This window comes from Streptomyces sp. NPDC053673 (assembly GCF_055585225.1).
The window spans coordinates 55,572-72,681 of sequence record NZ_JBVJKN010000013.1; the positions used below are offsets into that span (position 1 = coordinate 55,572).

At 71.5% G+C, this 17,110-nt stretch carries 17 protein-coding genes; 1 reads left to right on the forward strand and 16 read right to left on the reverse strand.

Annotated elements, in window-relative coordinates:
* Window positions 1-67 precede the first annotated feature (67 nt).
* The 16 genes from hypD to ACZ6ZQ_RS19930 all read right to left on the reverse strand — a co-directional run bounded on the left by hypD (window position 68) and on the right by ACZ6ZQ_RS19930 (window position 15,652).
* Window positions 68-1,192, reverse strand: a complete 1,125-nt coding sequence (gene hypD / locus ACZ6ZQ_RS19855; RefSeq protein WP_469769813.1) for a hydrogenase formation protein HypD — start codon at window positions 1,190-1,192, stop codon at window positions 68-70.
* On the reverse strand, window positions 1,189-1,512 hold the full coding sequence (locus ACZ6ZQ_RS19860; RefSeq protein WP_469769814.1) for a HypC/HybG/HupF family hydrogenase formation chaperone: 324 nt from the start codon (window positions 1,510-1,512) through the stop codon (window positions 1,189-1,191). Before ACZ6ZQ_RS19860 ends, hypD begins: the two co-directional genes overlap by 4 nt.
* Entirely contained in the window at window positions 1,475-3,946 is a 2,472-nt protein-coding gene (hypF, locus tag ACZ6ZQ_RS19865; RefSeq protein WP_469769815.1) for a carbamoyltransferase HypF, read from the reverse strand. Before hypF ends, ACZ6ZQ_RS19860 begins: the two co-directional genes overlap by 38 nt.
* Window positions 3,943-4,638: a hydrogenase nickel incorporation protein HypB gene (gene hypB, locus ACZ6ZQ_RS19870; RefSeq protein ID WP_469769816.1), complete on the reverse strand. Its 696-nt coding sequence runs from the start codon at window positions 4,636-4,638 to the stop codon at window positions 3,943-3,945. The genes hypF and hypB overlap by 4 nt, the downstream gene beginning before the upstream one ends.
* 3 nt (window positions 4,639-4,641) lie before the next feature.
* Window positions 4,642-5,034, reverse strand: a complete 393-nt coding sequence (locus tag ACZ6ZQ_RS19875) for a hydrogenase maturation nickel metallochaperone HypA/HybF (protein ID WP_469769817.1) — start codon at window positions 5,032-5,034, stop codon at window positions 4,642-4,644.
* Window positions 5,035-5,188: 154 nt separating this feature from the next.
* Window positions 5,189-5,311, reverse strand: a complete 123-nt coding sequence (locus ACZ6ZQ_RS19880) for a DUF6893 family small protein (protein ID WP_469769818.1) — start codon at window positions 5,309-5,311, stop codon at window positions 5,189-5,191.
* An 8-nt stretch (window positions 5,312-5,319) separates the two neighbouring features.
* Window positions 5,320-5,829: a hydrogenase maturation protease gene (locus tag ACZ6ZQ_RS19885; protein ID WP_469769819.1), complete on the reverse strand. Its 510-nt coding sequence runs from the start codon at window positions 5,827-5,829 to the stop codon at window positions 5,320-5,322.
* On the reverse strand, window positions 5,826-7,226 hold the full coding sequence (locus ACZ6ZQ_RS19890; RefSeq protein ID WP_469769820.1) for a nucleoside-diphosphate kinase: 1,401 nt from the start codon (window positions 7,224-7,226) through the stop codon (window positions 5,826-5,828). Before ACZ6ZQ_RS19890 ends, ACZ6ZQ_RS19885 begins: the two co-directional genes overlap by 4 nt.
* Window positions 7,223-7,900 carry a DUF6084 family protein gene (locus ACZ6ZQ_RS19895; RefSeq protein ID WP_469769929.1) on the reverse strand — a complete coding sequence of 226 codons (678 nt, stop codon included), beginning with the start codon at window positions 7,898-7,900 and terminating at the stop codon, window positions 7,223-7,225. Before ACZ6ZQ_RS19895 ends, ACZ6ZQ_RS19890 begins: the two co-directional genes overlap by 4 nt.
* Window positions 7,901-7,941: 41 nt before the next feature.
* Entirely contained in the window at window positions 7,942-8,595 is a 654-nt protein-coding gene (locus ACZ6ZQ_RS19900; protein ID WP_469769821.1) for a DUF5947 family protein, read from the reverse strand.
* On the reverse strand, window positions 8,592-9,158 hold the full coding sequence (locus tag ACZ6ZQ_RS19905) for a hypothetical protein (RefSeq protein WP_469769822.1): 567 nt from the start codon (window positions 9,156-9,158) through the stop codon (window positions 8,592-8,594). The genes ACZ6ZQ_RS19900 and ACZ6ZQ_RS19905 overlap by 4 nt, the downstream gene beginning before the upstream one ends.
* Window positions 9,155-10,933: a nickel-dependent hydrogenase large subunit gene (locus ACZ6ZQ_RS19910; protein ID WP_469769823.1), complete on the reverse strand. Its 1,779-nt coding sequence runs from the start codon at window positions 10,931-10,933 to the stop codon at window positions 9,155-9,157. The genes ACZ6ZQ_RS19905 and ACZ6ZQ_RS19910 overlap by 4 nt, the downstream gene beginning before the upstream one ends.
* 82 nt (window positions 10,934-11,015) lie before the next feature.
* On the reverse strand, window positions 11,016-12,104 hold the full coding sequence (locus ACZ6ZQ_RS19915; RefSeq protein ID WP_469769824.1) for an NADH-quinone oxidoreductase subunit B family protein: 1,089 nt from the start codon (window positions 12,102-12,104) through the stop codon (window positions 11,016-11,018).
* Window positions 12,105-12,163: 59 nt separating this feature from the next.
* On the reverse strand, window positions 12,164-13,909 hold the full coding sequence (locus tag ACZ6ZQ_RS19920; RefSeq protein WP_469769825.1) for a hydrogenase maturation protein: 1,746 nt from the start codon (window positions 13,907-13,909) through the stop codon (window positions 12,164-12,166).
* 145 nt (window positions 13,910-14,054) lie between these two features.
* Entirely contained in the window at window positions 14,055-14,345 is a 291-nt protein-coding gene (locus ACZ6ZQ_RS19925) for a hypothetical protein (protein WP_453659384.1), read from the reverse strand.
* Window positions 14,346-14,749: 404 nt separating this feature from the next.
* Window positions 14,750-15,652 (reverse strand): LysR substrate-binding domain-containing protein, encoded by a 903-nt coding sequence (locus ACZ6ZQ_RS19930; protein WP_469769826.1) that lies wholly within the window; start codon window positions 15,650-15,652, stop codon window positions 14,750-14,752.
* A gap of 199 nt (window positions 15,653-15,851) precedes the next feature.
* Here ACZ6ZQ_RS19930 and ACZ6ZQ_RS19935 point away from each other — a divergent pair, with 199 nt between their 5' ends.
* Window positions 15,852-17,102, forward strand: coding sequence for a four-carbon acid sugar kinase family protein (locus tag ACZ6ZQ_RS19935; protein ID WP_469769827.1), 1,251 nt, complete (start codon window positions 15,852-15,854; stop codon window positions 17,100-17,102).
* Window positions 17,103-17,110: the final 8 nt, after the last annotated feature.

Sequence of the window (17,110 nt, forward strand, 5' to 3'; positions counted from 1 at the left end):
CACACGGGGCTGGTCACGCAGCGGAACGGGGCACGTCCACGCCAGGAGGTCCGGTGCTTGGGTGGTCTCAGACAACGGGGCTGCCTTCCAGGGACGCGGCCGTCAGGTCCAGCCGCCGGTAGAGGTAGTAGGCGGCGCACGCGCCCTCGCTGGAGACCATGGTGGCTCCGAGCGGCGTGCGCGGGGTACAGGTGGTGCCGAACGCCTCGCACTCATGGGGCTTCAGCAGGCCCTGCAGGACCTCGCCGCTGCGGCAGGCGTCCGGCTCACGGGTGTCGACGCCGGTCACCGAGAAGCGGTGCTCGGCGTCGTACTCCCGGTAGCGCGAGGACAGCCGCCAGCCGCTGTCGGGGATCACCCCGATGCCGCGCCAGGCGCGGTCGGTGACCTCGAAGACGTCGTCCAGCATGGCCCGTGCGGCCGGGTTCCCCTCGGGCCTGACGGCACGGGGGTAGGCGTTGTCCACGGTGTGCTCGCCGCGCTCCAGCTGCAGGACCGTCCTGCGCACGCCTTCCAGGATGTCCAGGGGCTCGAATCCGGTGACCACGATCGGGACCCGGTACCGCTCGGCGAGCTCCGGGTACTCACCGACGCCCATCACGCTGCAGACGTGACCGGCGGCGAGGAAGGCCTGCACGCGGCAGCTCGGGGACCGCATGATCGCCTCGATCGCCGGGGGCACGCGCACATGGGACACCAGCAGGCTGAAGTTCGGGATGCCGAGTTTGCGTGCCTGGCACACCGTCATGGCGTTGGGGGGTGCGGTGGTCTCGAATCCGATCCCGAAGAAGACGACCTCACGGCCGGGGTTCTGCTGGGCGATCCGCAGTGCGTCGAGGGGCGAGTAGACCACGCGTACGTCGCCGCCCTCGCCGCGCACCTGGAACAGGTCTCGTCCGGTGCCGGGCACCCGGAGCATGTCGCCGAAGGAGCAGAAGATCACCCCGGGGCGGGAGGCGATCTCCAGTGCCTTGTCGATGACCTCCAGCGGTGTGACACACACCGGACAGCCCGGGCCGTGGATCAACTCGATCTCGTCCGGGAGGAGTTGGTCGATGCCGTGCCGGATGATGGTGTGGGTCTGACCTCCGCAGACCTCCATCAGCGCCCAGGGCCGGGTCACGGTGGCGCGGATGTCGTCGAGCAGCCGCTCGGCCAGCGCGGGGTCCTGGAATTCGTCGATGTACTTCACCGCTGTGCCTCCCGCGGCGCTCCGCCGTCGGCGGGCCGCTCCGCCGCGCCTGCCTCCGCACCTGCCAGCTCCCAGGGGTCGCCGAACTCCTCCTGGAGCATTCCCAGGCTCTCGAAGAGCTTCAGCGTCTGCCGTGCCGACTCCTCGTCCAGCCGTTGCAGGGCGAATCCCACATGGACGATGGCGTACTCGCCGACCTGAAGGTCCGGCAGATACTCCAGGCACACCTCCTTGACCACCCCGCCGAAGTCCACGGTGGCCATGCGGGTGCCGTCCCGGTCCTCAATGCCCAGTACTTTGCCGGGTACCGCCAGGCACATCCGTTCCTCCTCGCTGTTGTGCTGCCACGACGAGCTGGCCGAGCGCCAGCCCTCCGTCGTTCGGGGGGACTCTTCGGTGGCGCAGCACGGTGAACCCGTCCGCCCGCAGCGCTCCCGCGCAGGCGGAGGAGAGCAGCACGTTGGCGAACACTCCCCCGGTCAGGGCCACGGTCTCCAGGCCGTGCCGCTCGCGTGCGCCGGCGCAGAGCGTATGGACGAGACGGGCGACCGCGGCGTGGAAGCGCGCCGCGACGACGGGTGCGGGGGTGCCCGCGCGTACGTCGTCGACGACCGCCGCCAGCACGGGTGCGGGATCGGCGGTCAGCGCGGCCGCGGTCCCGGGATCCGGCGGGCACAGCGTGAAGGCGTAACCGTCGCCGTTCCCGCCGACGGCGGTCACCGCGGCGGCTTCGAGCTCGATGGCGGCCTGGGCCTCGTATCCGGCCCGGTGGCACACGCCCGCCAGGGAGGAGACGGCGTCGAACAGCCGGCCCATGCTGGAGGTGGGAACGCAGTTCAGGTTCCGTTCCAACTGACGTTCCAGCAGGCGAAGTTCGCCCGGCGGACAGGCTTTCACACAGGGCAGGTCCCCGGCCCGCTCGATGCCTGCCGCACGCAGATGCGCGAGTGCCATACGGTACGGGCGCTCCACCGCCGCGTCGCCGCCGGGGAGCGGGACGTACGCGAGGTGCGCGTACCGGATGAATCCGGCGTAGTCCGCCAGCAGGATCTCCCCGCCCCACACCGCGCCGTCGTCGCCGTAGCCGGTGCCGTCGAAGGCCACCCCGATCACCGGCCGGCCGCCGTCCAGGCCGTGCTCGGCCATCGTGGCCGCGACATGGGCGTGGTGGTGCTGGACGCGCAGGAGCGGCCGGTGCCCGGCGTGGCGAGTGGCCCACTGCCCGGAGCGGTACCCGGGGTGGCGGTCGGCCACCAGCAGCCCGGGCCGCACGCCGGTGATCGTCTCCAACTGGTCCTCGGCGCACGCGAAGGCGTCCTGCGTGGCCAGGTCGTCCATGTCGCCGATGTGGGCGGAGAGCCAGGCCTTGCGGCCCTCACCGAGGCAGAGGGTGTTCTTGAGGTCGCCCCCGACGGCGAGGGCCGGCTCCACGGAGACCGGCAGCGTGAGCGGCAGCGGGGCATAGCCGCGTGAGCGGCGCAGCATCAGCGGTTCTCCGTCGCAGACCCGGACCACGGAGTCGTCGCACGGCACATGGATGGGGCGGTCGTGCATCAGCCAGGCGTCGGCCAGGGGGGCCAGCCGTTCCAGTGCGTCCTCGTCGTCGGTGACGATCGGGTCCCCGGCGAGATTGCCGCTGGTCATGACGAGCAGGCGGGGTGCCGTCTGCTCGTCGCCGGGGAGCCCGAGGAGCAGGTGGTGCAGCGGGGTGTAGGGGAGCATGACGCCGAGGTCGGGGCTGCCCGGGGCGACCGCCGCCGCGGGCCGCGGGGCCCCGGGCCGCGGCAGGGGTTCGGCCCGGCGGCGCATCAGGACGATCGGCCGGACACCGCCGGTGAGCAACTCCCGCTCCGCGACGCCGACATGCACGATGTGCTCGACATCGGCGATGTCCCTGGCCATCAACGCGAACGGTTTGTCTCCACGGCACTTGCGGCGGCGCAGCATCGCCACCGCCCCCGCGTTGGTCGCATCGCAGGCCAGGTGGTAGCCGCCGAGGCCCTTGACGGCGAGGATCGCCCCCTCGGACAACAGCTCGCGCGCCTCGGCAACCGGGTCCGCCTCGCGCGGTCCGTCAAGGCTCCGGTCGTTCGGGTCGCGGGCGATCACGTGCCGGGGCCGCAGCCCGGGGGCGGCGGGCGCCACGGTCAGCCGCAGCCGCGGCCCGCAGCCGGGGCAGGCGACCGGCTGGGCGTGGAATCGGCGGTCGGCCGGATCGGCGTACTCCCGGGCGCAGTCCGCGCACATCGGGAAGCCGGCCATCGTCGTGTGGTCGCGGTCGTACGGCAGGCCCGTGACGATGGTGAAGCGCGGCCCGCAGTGCGTGCACGTGATGAAGGGGTGCCGATGGCGCCGGTCGCCCGGGGCGGAGAGTTCGGCGAGACAGTCGGCGCACGTGGCCGTGTCCGGGGAGACGAGGGTGCGGACGGGGCCGTCCGCAGGCTCGGAGGCGACGATGCTGAATCCGCTTCCGCCCGTCGGGGGTACTTCCTGGTCGTGCACGGATTCGATCCGGGCCAGCGGCGGGGCGTCCTCGGCGATGCGGGCGCAGAACCGGGCCACGGCGAGCGGCGCGCCCTCCACCTCGGCGACGACGCCGTCCCCGGTGTTGGTCACATGCCCGGTCAGATCCAGCCCGGTGGCAAGGGTGTAGAGGAACGGGCGGAATCCGACGCCCTGCACCACGCCCCGTACGGTGACCCGGCGCCGCTGTGCCGTCTGCGCGGTGGCGATGCCCTGATGTGTGGCGGTCACGAGCGGGCCCGCGCCATGACCGGCGCGTGGACGGCGGCGCCCTCGGCGGCCGCCATGGCCCGGTCGAGCAGCTCTCCGGCGCCCTCCCCCGTGCGCACGGACGTCAGGACCACGTCCACACCGGGGTTGACCTGTTCGACATGGGCACGGAACGCCGCCTCGTCGAAGGCGACGGCGCCCGCGATATCGGTCTTGGTGACCACCACGAGGTGGGCGAGGCCGAAGGCCGTGGGGTACTTCAGCGGCTTGTCCTCGCCCTCGGTCACCGAGGCGAGGACGACTCTGAGCGATTCACCGAGGTCGTAGGAGGCGGGACAGACGAGATTGCCGACGTTCTCCACGAACAGCAGCCGGGTGTCCATGGGGAGCCAGCCGTCCAGCTGCCCGGCCAGCATCCCGGCTTCCAGATGGCACAGCCCGTCGGTGAGCACCTGCTTGACCGGGACGCCCGAACGGGCCAGGCGTACGGCGTCGTTCTCGGTGGCCAGATCGGCCGTCAGGGCCGCGACCGGCACGCCCCGTTCCCGTGCGAGGAGCAGTTCGCCTTCCAGCAGGGCGGTCTTCCCGCTGCCGGGGCTGGACAGGAGGTTGACGACCGTCGTGCCGCGGGCGGCCAGCTCCGTGCGCAGCGTGTGCGCTGTCGCGTCGTTCTTGGCGAGCACCGCCTGCTGCAGATCGACAACTCGGCACATGGGTCAGCTCTCCTCGGTGATCGATGCGCGGATGCGGCCGTCCGCCGGGTCGTCGTCCCACTCCACGCCGGTGATGCGCAGCTCACGGCCCGACACCAGTTCGGCGGTCGCCCGGCCGCACGCCGGGCAGCACAGCCGCGGGGGCATGCCCACCGCCCAGTCGTCCGCGCACGGTTCACAGCGGGCCCGGCCGGGGACGGATTCCGCGACGAGTTCGGCGCCTTCCAGCACGGTTCCGGCGCAGGCCAGTTCGAAGGAGAAGGCGAGTGCGCCGGGGACCACTCCGGCCAGCTCGCCGACCTGGAGTCGCACGGTCCGCACCGCGGTGGCGCCATGGGCGCGCGCGGCTTCCTCCACCTGGTCGACGACGGCCAGCGCGATGGACATCTCGTGCATCGGTCTCCGTCCTGCGCAGCGGTCGGCCGTTCGCGCCCATTACAAGGCGGGGACCCGGCTCCGGCCGACCGGCACGCCGGGAGCACACGGCTGCGTACGCCGTTCGGTTCAGCCCCCGGGGTGACCGCGCACACGCGGGCCCCCGAAGCCCTCGTCACATCGTGCGGATGCGCACATACCGCTTGATGTCGGGGAAGAGCCCCTTCACGAGAACCGCGAGTGCGGTGGCGGCGGCGGCGCCGCCGATGATGGTCTTGGCCTTCTGCTTCTTCTTCATGGTTGTCCTCATTTCACGGCTTCGTGCTGCACCAGTTGCGTGACCATCCGTACGGCCTCCGGAACCGCGGCGGCCACCTGCGGGCTGAGTCCGATGCCTTCGTCGACGCAGGCGGGTTCGCAGCCCACGACGAGGGTGCGGCGCGGCGGCGTGCTGCCGGTGCCCGCGCACAGGGTGTCCAGCAGGGCCAGGACGGCGTCGGGCGACATCCGGTGGCCGTCGAGGGGCACGCTCTGCGCTCCGCGGCCGTCCGGCGTTCCGGGCTCGATCAGATACAGCGTTCCGGGTGCGCCGCCGCGCGCTGTCGCGTCGACGAGGACGAGCGTGTCGTATCCGTCGAGGATCTGGTACGCGAGGTGGACGCCCCGGATTCCGATGTCCGCCACTTCGACATGGCCGGGCAGCGGCTGCTCGGTGAGCCGGCGCACGGTCTCGACGCCGAAGCCGTCGTCACCGAGGAAGACGTTGCCGACACCCGCGACCAGCGTCCGGGCACTGTCCTGTGCGGGGCCATTCACACGTCCTCCAGGGCTTCGACCTCGTCGGGCTGGAAGTACAGGAACCGGCCCTGCTCGCGGCGGATGTCGGCACCGGGATCGCCCTCGACGGTCACCGCGATGTGCACACCGCCGTCCACGTCGTGCAGGACGGCCTCGACCTGCGCGCTGCGGCCGTGCAGGAACAGGTCCTGGGCGTCGCTGTGACGCAGGCCCGGCCGCAGCAGGACCCGGCTGCCCGCGCTCACCGGCCGCCCGTCGATCATGACGTGATCGCGGGCCGGGTCGACGCTCGCGTCGCTGCCGGGATCCCACCAGGGGGTCTTTGGCCGTACGACTCCGTGCTCGGCGGGATCGGCGGGACCGGTGACCTCCCGCAGGCTGCGCACCGCGCCGTGCAGGCGCTCCAGGACCTCGGGGGGCATGGAGTCGGCCAGGTCGATCACGGCCGCGGCCCGCTCGTCGGTGCCCCTGGCCTCGCGCTTCTCCTCGTCGGTGAGGGCCGCGGTGCGCAGCGCGAGGATCTCGTCGATCTCGGTGGCGTCGTACAGGGCACCCGGGCTCTCCGGCGCGATGGCCGGGTGGTCCTCCAGGATGATGGGCGAGGAGAGCACGAGGTCCGCACGGCCCCGTTCGCCCGCGAGGACCGGCCAGGTGTGCAGATTCCGGCAGGACGCGACCGCCGCCCTGGCCCACTCGGGCGGGTCGGTCATCGAGAGGAACGCTCCGGTGTCCAGGCACAGCAGCAGATGGGTCGCAACCAGGGAGTGCGGCAGGGCGGCGTCCCGTTCGGCGCCGGGCCCGGGCGCCCAGGCGCTGGTGTTCTCCACGACGGCGGTCAGCCGCATCGCCCGGTAGGGACCGTCGAGTTCGGCTGCGGTCAGGCGTACGACACCGCTGATCTCCTCGCGACGGCGGACGAGCCGCCCCACGGTCCGCCCCTCGCCGTCCCGTACGGTTTCGGTCTCCTCACGCGCGGGCCGGGTGAAGGGGAAGGCCACTCCGTCCCCCGCCAGCTCGGCTACAGGGATGGCCAGTTCGACGCGTTCTTCCACGCCCTCGTCCCAGGGCACCAGGACGCGGTCGTCGAGGTGCAGCTCGGGCACGGTCACGAAACCGCCGTCGTCGTCCGTCTGCTGGACGATGCGGCGCTGGGTGTGCAGGAAGCGCACCTCGACCGCGAGGGCCGCGTCGCGTTTCGGTTCCATCAGGCATTCGGTGTGCTGGAATTCGTGCTCTTCGCAGGATGCGCTCCACGCGGGCGGCACGAGCACCCCGAACTGCCAGCGCAGCCGGTTCTTGGCCGCCGACGCCCGGTACGGGTACAGCACATAGCCCTCGAAGAGCACGGCGTCGGCGACCTGCCGGGCGATGGCGAGCCGCACGTGCGTCGCCGGGGGAAAGGCCGCGGTCGTCATGGTGCCGACCTCCCGCCCGCCGCGCCGTCCGCGCCGTCCGCGCCGGCCATGTCAGCCACGTCAAGGAGCTCCTCCACCGTCGCCTCCCAGGACGGCAGCGCCCTCCGCGACCGGAAGGCGAGCAGGGCGTCCATGGTGGCCCGGGGCAGCCGGATCCAGCCGCAGCCGGGGAAGTGCTGCTCGACCATCTCCCGCCAGACCTCCACGGGCATCCGAACGGTCGTCTCCCGGTCCCAGGGGACGGGCTCGACGTGGAATCCGCCGGGTCCGGTGAAGGCGCTGCCCGAGAAGAGCATGAGCAGGGGTACGTCGCCGCCGGACAGCGCGTGGAGGTAGCGGGTCGCGGCGATGTCCATGTCGTACGTGCAGGGCACCACGAGGTCGGTCTCGGTTTCCCCGGTGAAGCCGGGAACCATGAGGGAGACCTGCGCGAACTGCACCGGGTGGAGCGTGCTGCCCCAGCGTGAGCGCTCTCCGAAGAGATCCGTCAGGCCTTCGGCCTCGTCGGGCTCGTATCCACGGCGGGCGGGTTCGATGCGCAGCTGGCAGCGCAGCGCGAGGGCGTGGACCCTGGTTCCTCCGGATGCGGTGATCCGTAGCCGGAAGACGAGGGTGGGCCCTGCGGCGTACGGGTCGGCGCGAACGCCGGTGCAGCTGAAGGTGAAGTCAGTCATAGCAGTCGTGGCAGTCATGGGATTCATGGCAGACATGGACGTCATGGCCGGCTCCCCTGTGGCACCTTGGCCCGCTGTCGTACGTGAGCGAAGAAGGCGTCGAGATCGGCGCGGGCCTCGGCGCCGCCGTCGAAGCCCTGCCAGCGCAGCCGCATCCGGCCCACCAGCTCGTACGCGTTGTCGATCGGCACCAGGTGACACTCGGTGCGACCGTCGGTCCGGCGCAACAGCAGGGCCTCCACGTCGGGTTCGAGCAGTGCGGCGAGCCGGGTTCCGGCGAGGACGGCCTGCCAGGACGACGGCTCAAGTTCGCTCTCGGTCGCCCCGGCCGGGCTCGGGTAGAGCGCGACGAGCCGGTCGAGTGCGGAGTTGCGGAAGAAGAAGGCCACGCCGACGGGGATCCTCAGCAGTTCCCACGCGTTGTCGTCGATCCGGTGGCCGGGGTCGGTGAGGAAGCGGCCCGGGACCGCCCGGAAGCGGCCCTGCGAAGTGCCCGGACGGTCCAGCAGCCGGGCGCACGGGTCGCAGGCGCAGGCCAGCGCCCGTCGCTCGGTGTCGACGAGATGCCGGTGGCGCTCCTCGGCCACGGGCACCCCGCACAGCTCGCACCGCTCCTCGCGGGGCGGCTGGGGCGTGGTGAAGCGGCGCAGGCCCCGGGGGCCGGGGGCGCCCGGCACGGTGCGGATCGCGCTCATCGCACCGTGACCGTGGAACGGCCGGCGGCGGAGGCGTCGGGCGGGCCCGAGCCGATCTGGAGCAGGGCGGGCTCACGCGGGGCGGCCGTCTGATCCAGTTCCACCGCGGTCACCTCGGGTGCGAAGCAGGCGAGTGCCTCCACGGCGGCCTGCCGGGCGACTTCCTGGGTGCTCGGGCACCCGCAGCCTGTCGAGCCGGTGACCCGCAGCCGCAGGACGCCCGTCACCTCGTCGAACCCGGCCGACTCGATGGAGTGCCGGACGCTGCGCAGGGCGCGCGCGATCCGGGTGGGGACGTCTTCGGGGTGCAGCTCGTGCAGCACGAGCAGGCTCGCTACCAGTTCGTCTTCGTACAGGCCGGCGCGCGGATCGCCACCGGACGGCTCGGTGGCGGGGTGGCCGAGCAGCTCTATGGCTCTGGCCAGACCGGCGCCGTAGAAGTCCATGAGGACCCGCACGAGTTCCTCGGCCGCCGCGCACGCCTGCTCGTCGCCGGTGGCGGCCAGCCGGTCGAGGACCTCCTCGACCCGCCGGCCGGCCTGCTCCGCGTTCACCGCGCTCATCCGGCGAGGCCGCTCAGTCCGGTGGGCACATGCATCGACTTCACCGTCCTGCCGTCGCCCACGTACATGTGGACGCCGCAGGGCAGACAGGGGTCGAAGCTGCGGACGGTCCGCATGATGTCGATGCCCTTGAAGTTCTCCGGGGGGTTCTCCTCGAAGATGGGCGTGTTCTGCACGGCGTCCTCATAGGGGCCGGGAGTGCCGTAGGAGTCGCGGGTGCTGGCGTTCCAGGGGGTCGGCGGATAGGGGTGATAGTTGGCGATCTTGCCGTCCCTGATGACCATGTGGTGGGAGAGGACGCCGCGCACTGCCTCGGTGAAGCCGACTCCGATGGACTCGTCCGGCACGTCGAACTTCTCCCAGGTCTGGGTGCGTCCGGCGCGGACCTCCTCCAGGCCCTTCTCGGCGCAGTGCAGGGCGACGGCCGCGGCGTAGGCCTGGAAGTAGGTGCGGGCGCGGTTGCGTTCCAGCGCGTTGCTCCACTGCGGGATCTTCCACTCGAACGTGGTCTCCGGCTTGGTGAGCGTGCGCGGCAGGTTGATGACGACGCTGTGCCCGGTCGCCTTGACGTAGCCGATGTCGACGAGTCCTGACAAGGCCGTGGACCAGAGGCGGGCGATGGGGCCGCCGCCGGTGTCCAGGGGCAGGTGGTCCTTGCCGTCGAACCAGCGTGGGGACATCACCCAGCTGTACTTGTCGTCGAAGTCCCGTTTCTGCGGGGCCGGGATGGTGTGCTGGTTCCACGGGTGGCGGGGATCGACCGGATTGCCGAGCGGGTCCTGGGTGACGAACTGCTCCTGGCCCTCCCAGTCCTCGTAGTACGAGCTGCCCAGCAGGATCCGGATGCCGAGGTTGATCTGGGTGAGGTCGTTGGTGACCAGCTTGCCGTCGACGATGACACCGGGGGTGACGAACATCTTCCGTCCCCAGTCGGTCATGTTGGCGTACGTGAAGTCGCAGTACTCGGGGTCGTTGAGCGCTCCCCAGCAGCCGAGCAGCACGCGTCGGCGGCCGACCTCCTCGTACCCGGGCAGCGCCTCGTAGAAGAAGTCGAAGAGGTCGTCGTGCAGGGGGACCACGCGCTTCATGAACTCGACGTAGCGCATGAGGCGGGTGAGGTAGTCCGTGAACAGCTGGACGGAGGCGACCGTGCCCACGCCGCCCGGGTAGAGCGTGGAGGGGTGCACATGGCGGCCCTCCATCAGACAGAACATCTCCCGGGTGTAGCGGCTCACCTGGAGGGCTTCGCGGTAGAACTCGCCCTCGAGCGGGTTGAGGGAGCGCATGATGTCGGCGATGGTGCGGTAGCCGTGCTCCGCGGCGTGCGGCGCTTCGGTGCGCTCGGCGAGTTCCAGCACACCGGGGTTGGTCTCGCGGACCATCTTCTCGCAGTAGTCGACCCCGACCAGGTTCTCCTGGAAGATGTTGTGGTCGAACATGTACTCGGCGGACTCGCCGAGGTTGATGATCCATTCGCCGAGGTGCGGCGGCTTCACGCCGTACGCCATGTTCTGGGTGTAGACGGAACAGGTGGCGTGGTTGTCGCCGCAGATGCCGCAGATGCGGCTGGTGATGAAGTGGGCGTCGCGCGGGTCCTTGCCGCGCATGAAGACGCTGTAGCCGCGGAAGACCGACGAGGTGCTGTAGCACTCCGCGACCCGCTTCTGCTTGAAGTCGATCTTTGTGTGAATGCCGAGACTGCCCACGATCCGCGTGATCGGATCCCAGGACATCTCCACCAGGCCGTCGCCGGTCGTTTTCGCCTGTGTCGCCATTGTGTGTGCGGTGCCCTTCTTCACGTCTTCGAGCAGGAGGGGGTGGGGGTCGGTGTCCCGGGATCGGTGTCCTGGAGTTGGGTCACCACGGCGGGCGGTAGCCGGTGGTGATCTTCTCGCCCGTGTGCCGCCACTTGGGCTCCTTGTCCACGGTCCTGGCCGTGATGTTCCGGAGCCTGCGGATCACGGCGCCGTACACGCCGCTGGACGTGACGGACACCGTGGCGCCGGGCGGCTCGTCCATGAACGGCATGAACTTGTCGGGGAAGCCGGGCATGGTGCACGCGATGCAGATGCCGCCCACGTTGGGGCAGCCGCCGATGCCGTTCATCCAGCCGCGCTTGGGCACGTTGCACTTGACGACGGGGCCCCAGCAGCCGAGTTTGACCAGGCACTTGGGCGAGTTGTAGGTGTCGGCGAACTGGCCCTGCTCGTAGTAGCCGGCCCGGTCGCAGCCCTCGTGCACGGTGGCGCCGAACAGCCAGGTCGGGCGGAGCTTGTCGTCGAGCGGGATCATCGGGGCGGACCCGGCCGCCTGGTAGAGGAGGTACGTCAGCGTTTCCGCGAAGTTGTCGGGCTGGATCGGGCAGCCGGGCACGCACACGATGGGGATTCCGGCCTTGGACGTCCAGTCCCAGCCCAGATAGTCGGGCACGCCCATGGCCCCGGTCGGGTTGCCGGCCATCGCGTGGATACCGCCGTAGGTGGCGCAGGTGCCGATCGCGACGACGGCCAGCGCGTTGGGAGCCAGCCGGTCGATCCACTCGCTGGTCGTGATGGGCTGGCCGGTCTCCGGATCGTCGCCGAAGCCGCACCAGTAACCCTCCTGCTTGATCGACTCATTGGGCACGGAGCCCTCGATGACCAGTACGAACGGGTCGATCTCGCCGCGCTCCCCCTTGAAGAACCACTCGATGAAGGTGTCGGCGCCGCCGACCGGGCCGCACTCGAAGTCGATCAGCGGCCAGTGGACCTGGATCTTCGGCAGTCCCGGCAGGCCGGCGAGCGCGATCTCCTCGATGCTGGGCTGCATGGCGGCCGTCAGGGCGACCGAGTCGCCGTCACAGCTCAGGCCCGCGTTGATCCAGAGAATGTGGATCGGTGACTCGTCCGTGGCGGCCGCGCCGGACGAGCCGGCGGCGTCGACCGCGGTCGGCGTTGCTGCATCCATGGGGATGTCTCCTGGGGGGGTATACGACAAAGACCCGTAAGCGGGCCTTTGTCTCCTTGCTAACAGGCGGCCGGTCCCGCTGCCACCGTGGCCGGGCCGAACGGGGCGCCGTGCGTCGGTTCCTTGCGGACGAACGCCCGGCGCAGCGCGTGGTAGGGCGCTGTGGGGTCGGAGAAGGTGCGGAGCATGCGGGCCAGTTCCTTCTCCCGGTGCACCGCAAGCGGCTCGACCTTTTCCCGGCGCTCGCACTCGGCCTTCTTCGCCGCGATCCGCGACTGAGTGGCGGGAAACGGTGCCAGCCGTGCGGCCAGCCGGGTGACTTCGTCGGTGAACTCCTGTGGACCGCAGTCGACGACGCGGTCCACCAGACCGAGCCCCAGCGCGGCGGTCGCGGTGACCGGCTGGGCCTCCCGCATGAGCCGGTCCACCACGGGGCCGCCCACGCGCCGGGGCAGCGTGTACGTCCAGTACTCCGAGCCGTACAGCCCCATACGCCGGTAGTGCGGGTTGAGCACCGCGCCCGCCCTGCACCAGACCTCGTCGGCGGCCAGCGCGAGCATCACCCCGCCGGCCGCCGCATTGCCGCCGACAGCTGCGACCACGAGCCGGTCGGTGCTGGTCAGCACGGCCTCCACCAGGTCGTCCATCGCGTTGATGTTGGCCCAGGACTCCGCTGCGGGGTCGGCGGCCGCCTCGATGACATTGAGGTGGATGCCGTTGGAGAAGAAGTCCCGGCCGCCTCCCAGCACCAGCACCGAGGTGGGCCGGGAACAGGCCACCCGGTAGGCGTCCAGGAGGCGCCGGCAGTGCGCGGTGCTCATCGCACCGCCGGGGAAGGAGAACGACAGCAGGCCGACCTGTCCCTCCTCGCGGTAGTGGATGTCGGTCCATGTCCTGCGGTGGCCATCGCGGTGCCCGTGGTGGTGGCCATCGCGGTGCCCGTCGTGGTGCAGCGGCGCGGGAAGCTCCGGCAGCGCCGGGAGGCGGCCGGCAAGGGCCAGGGTGGCAGGCAGTTTGAAGGTGGCCGGCCCCTCGGGCCCGCGGCGCGGGCGCAGTTCGGGGATCCACACCGCGCCGTCCACCGTCGCGCGGCAGATGGCACCGGCACGAGTGGCCAGCAGATCACCGGGGCGGCCGCGCAGCTGGTCCTCCGGGTGGCCGCCATGGAGGAACCATTCACCGCCCAGCAGGCTGTCCAGCACTCCGGGCTGCGAGTCCGCGGCGCGCAGCTTGCGCACGACGGTCCCGGTGAGGTCCTCCTCCCAGGAGATACGCCGAAGCTCCTGGCGGAACCAGGGCCGGGTGCGGACCGGGCCCGGCAGGCTGTTCTGCGGCTGCGGGGTGTACGTACCGGACGCGAACCGGTCGACGGCCAGCAGAAGAGCGGTGACGGCGGCGTCGGAGACTTCGTTCCGGTACAGATCGCTCTTGGCGAGCGGTGGCAGCGGGCAGTTCACGGTGGCCCACACGTCACCGGCGTCCATCTCCTCGTCCGCCTGCAGGACGGTGACACCCCACGAGCCTGCGTCCTCGTGAATGGCCCAGTCCAGGGAGGACGGCCCCCGGTCACCCACCGGCCCGGGATGCACGATGAGACAGGTGTGTTCGGCCCACACGTCCCGGGGCACGGCGGTCTTCAGCATGGGGGCCACGACAAGCTCCGGCTCGTGCCGGTGGACCGCGGCCCGAACGGAGTCGCTGCGCGGTGTCAGCTCCACGGCGACGGAGTGTCCGCGGTCGCGCAGTTCCGCGTGGACTCGCTGAGTGAGGCTGTTGTACGCACTGGCGACGAGCAGGATGTGCATGGCGGCCTTCCACCGGATCCGGCGGGCTCACGGCCGGGCGAGGATCCGGCCGCCTGCGATCGTCGGACACATCCGGCCGCCGCCGTCGGTACGGAGCCGCGGAGGTCACTCGAAAGCGACCGTCGGAGCGACCGATCGGCGGCGCTCAGAACGCCGCGTAACGCTCCGGCATGGGCAGCTCCACGCCGTCCAGCTCCAGGGTGCAGCCGGGTTTGACGCGCACGAGGTGCGGCTGGTGCACCCGGACCAGGAACTGGCGGGCGGGCTCGTCCGGCAGCTCGCCTGTCAGCACTGTCGTCCCCGTACCGTGCTCGCGCCGGTACGCGATCACCTTGCCGTCGACCAGGAGCTCGATGCCGCCGGTCCTGCCGGGGCCCACGTTGACCGTGATCGAGTGCTTCCCCCGGTCGAGGTGGAAGTGATGGTTACGCGACATGGCACACCTCCACAGCGCCGTCGTAGTCCAGACTAGTGCCGCGACCGGCGATGTTTGCCCGTCGAGGAGCGTCGTCCGGTGCATGGGGTCTCCCCAGGCCCGCAGGGCCGAGGGGAAGCATCGCAAGGCGGCCGGAAGTCCTTGTAGCGGAGCTACCAGGGCTTTCGGCCAACGCAGCGAGGGTGCGTGCCGGGCGGCGCTGCAGGGCAAAGCTTGCCGGGAGGGGCACTAGGTCCGGCTTGAGACCGCCGCAGGGTTGCCCGCACGGGCACGGCCGGCTGGACGAGCAGGCCGCCCGGGGTGTCACCCTCCGACGGAGCGATGTCGGGACGGCACCGAAGACACGACCTGGGGTGGCCGGCAGCAGGGCCGCCGGGGATCCCACCCGCCGGCCCGCCCCGGATTCAGGGGGCGCACGGCACCGACGCGGCCGTCTTCTCCGCCTCCTCGCCGAGCCGTCCCAGCAATACGGCCAGGCGCGCGTCGTCCGGCGGGAGAGCGGCCAGCAGGACATACGCGCTGCCGTCGGGCCGGAACCCGAAGGGCGCGACCAGCCGCCCCGCCCGGAGGTCGTCGTGGACGAGGGCGAGCGGGCCGATGGCCACGCCGATGCCGCTGGCCGCGGCCTGCAGGCTGAGATAGAAGTGCTCGAAGGTCTGCTCGGTTGCGACGGACAAGGTCTCCCCTGCGGCCGACGCCCAGTCCTGCCAGGCCGACGGCCGGGTGCGGGTGTGCAGCCGGGTCAGGCCCGTCAGGTCCGCCGGCGTGGCGAGGTCCCGCGCGAGCTCGGGGGCGCACACGGGTCCGACGTACTCGTCGAACAGCCGGTGCGCGGGCACGCCGTCCGGCAGCGGGAAGTCGTTGCGCCGGATCGCGGCGTCGATTCCCTCGCGGTCGAAGGGGACCGGGCCACCGGAGGCGACGAGGCGCAGATCGAGGGCGGGCGCGGGTTCGGCGATCATGGGCAGTCGGGGGATCAGCCAGCGCATCAGCAGTGTGGGCTCGCAGGACAGCACGAGCGGACCGGGTTCGGCGGCCGCGCGGGTGCGGCGGGCCGCCGTGCTGAGGAGGCCGAGTGCGTCGGTCACGTCCTGGGCGAGCTTGCGCGCGGCCGGCGTCGGGACGACCGCGCGGTTGCGCCGCTCGAACAGGGCCACTCCCAGGGCGTGTTCGAGTTGCTGGATCTGGCGGCTCACCGCGCCATGGGTCAGATGCAGCTCGGCGGCGGCCTTGCTCACGCTCGCGTGCCGGACCGTCGCCTCGAAGGCGACGAGCGTCCCGAGCGGCGGCAGATCTGTCCAGGTCATGCGTGAGAGTCTGTCACAGACGATGTGAGCGATCGTCGCTTTACAGGTTCCCTGTCGACCGGTGAAAGTAGTGGCAGGCAAGGGGCTCACCCAGCGGAAGTACGGAGCGACAGCAGCCGGGACCGAAGGGTTCGTCACGATGAAGAAGGTCAGCTCTGCTCACACATTCGCTTCGTTCTCCGACACCGGGAGCCCCAGGGTGGCCGGTCGGCCGGATGAGGCAGGGACGGCACGGCCACGGACGGTCGCGATCCTCGCCGACGACCTGACGAGTGCGGGCGACGGGGCCGCACCCTTCAGAGCGGCCGGCTTCCCGGCGCGTATCAGTCTCGCGGGTCCTGCCGACGGCCCGGCGCCCGGTGTGACCGCGATCGACCTCGACACCCGCACGGGCCCGGCCGAGGCCGCGGCTGCCCTGACCGCCCGGGCCGCGACCGCCCTGGCGGGCGCGGACGTCGTGCTCAAGACCGTCGACTCGACGCTGCGCGGGCATCTCGCCGCGGAGATCGGTGCCGCACTCACGGCCCTGGCGGCGAGCGGACGGCGTACGGCCGTCATCGCGCCCGCGTTTCCGGCGGAGGGCCGCACGACCGTCGGCGGCGTACAGCTCCTGGCGGGGCGGCCGGTGCACGAGACCGCGTTCGCCGAGGACCCGGCCCATCCGGTGCGCTGTGCCGATCTGACGCGGCTGATTCCCGGCGCCGTACGGGCGGATCGCGTCGCACTGCAGGAGCGGACGGTGGCGTGGGGGCAGCCTGTGGCGCGGGAGCGGCCGGTGGCGCGGGAGCGGACGGTGTCGGGGCTCCTCGGGACGGCCCCGCTCATGCTGGCCGACGCCGCCTGTGACGAGGACCTGGACGCTCTGGTGGCCGCGGTGCCCGATCCGGGACAGGTGCTCTGGGTCGGTTCACCGGGCCTTGCCGCGGCCCTGGCCAGAAGGCTGGGCCCCGGCCCCGGACGTCCCGCTCCCGATGGTGACGTCCGCTCATCCCGGCCGCGGGTCCTCGTCGTTGTCGGCAGTCTCCACCCGGCGGGCCGCGAGCAGTCCGCGCGGTTCGCCACCCGGGAGAGCGGCGCGCTGGTGCCCGTACTGGACCCCGCGGCCGTGGATCTTGCGGAGCGGGAGCTGGCCGCGCGGTCCAGGGCGCTGCTGCACGGACCGGACGTACGTACGGAGCACTCGGTGCCGGAGGCGCTGGCCCGGGCCGTCGTCGCGCTCGCGTCGCGCGGCGCCTTCGACGCGCTGGTGCTCACCGGTGGGGAGACCGCTCGTACCGTCCTGCTCGCGCTGGGAGCCCGCGACCTCCACCTCGTCGACGAGCCGGAACCGGGCATCGCGCTCGGCCTGCTCGACCACCCCCGGCGGATCCCCGTCGTGCTCAAGGCCGGCGGCTTCGGCGACCGCGACACGCTCTGCCGTCTCACCGACCTCATCTCACGTACCTCGTAAGGAGTTCG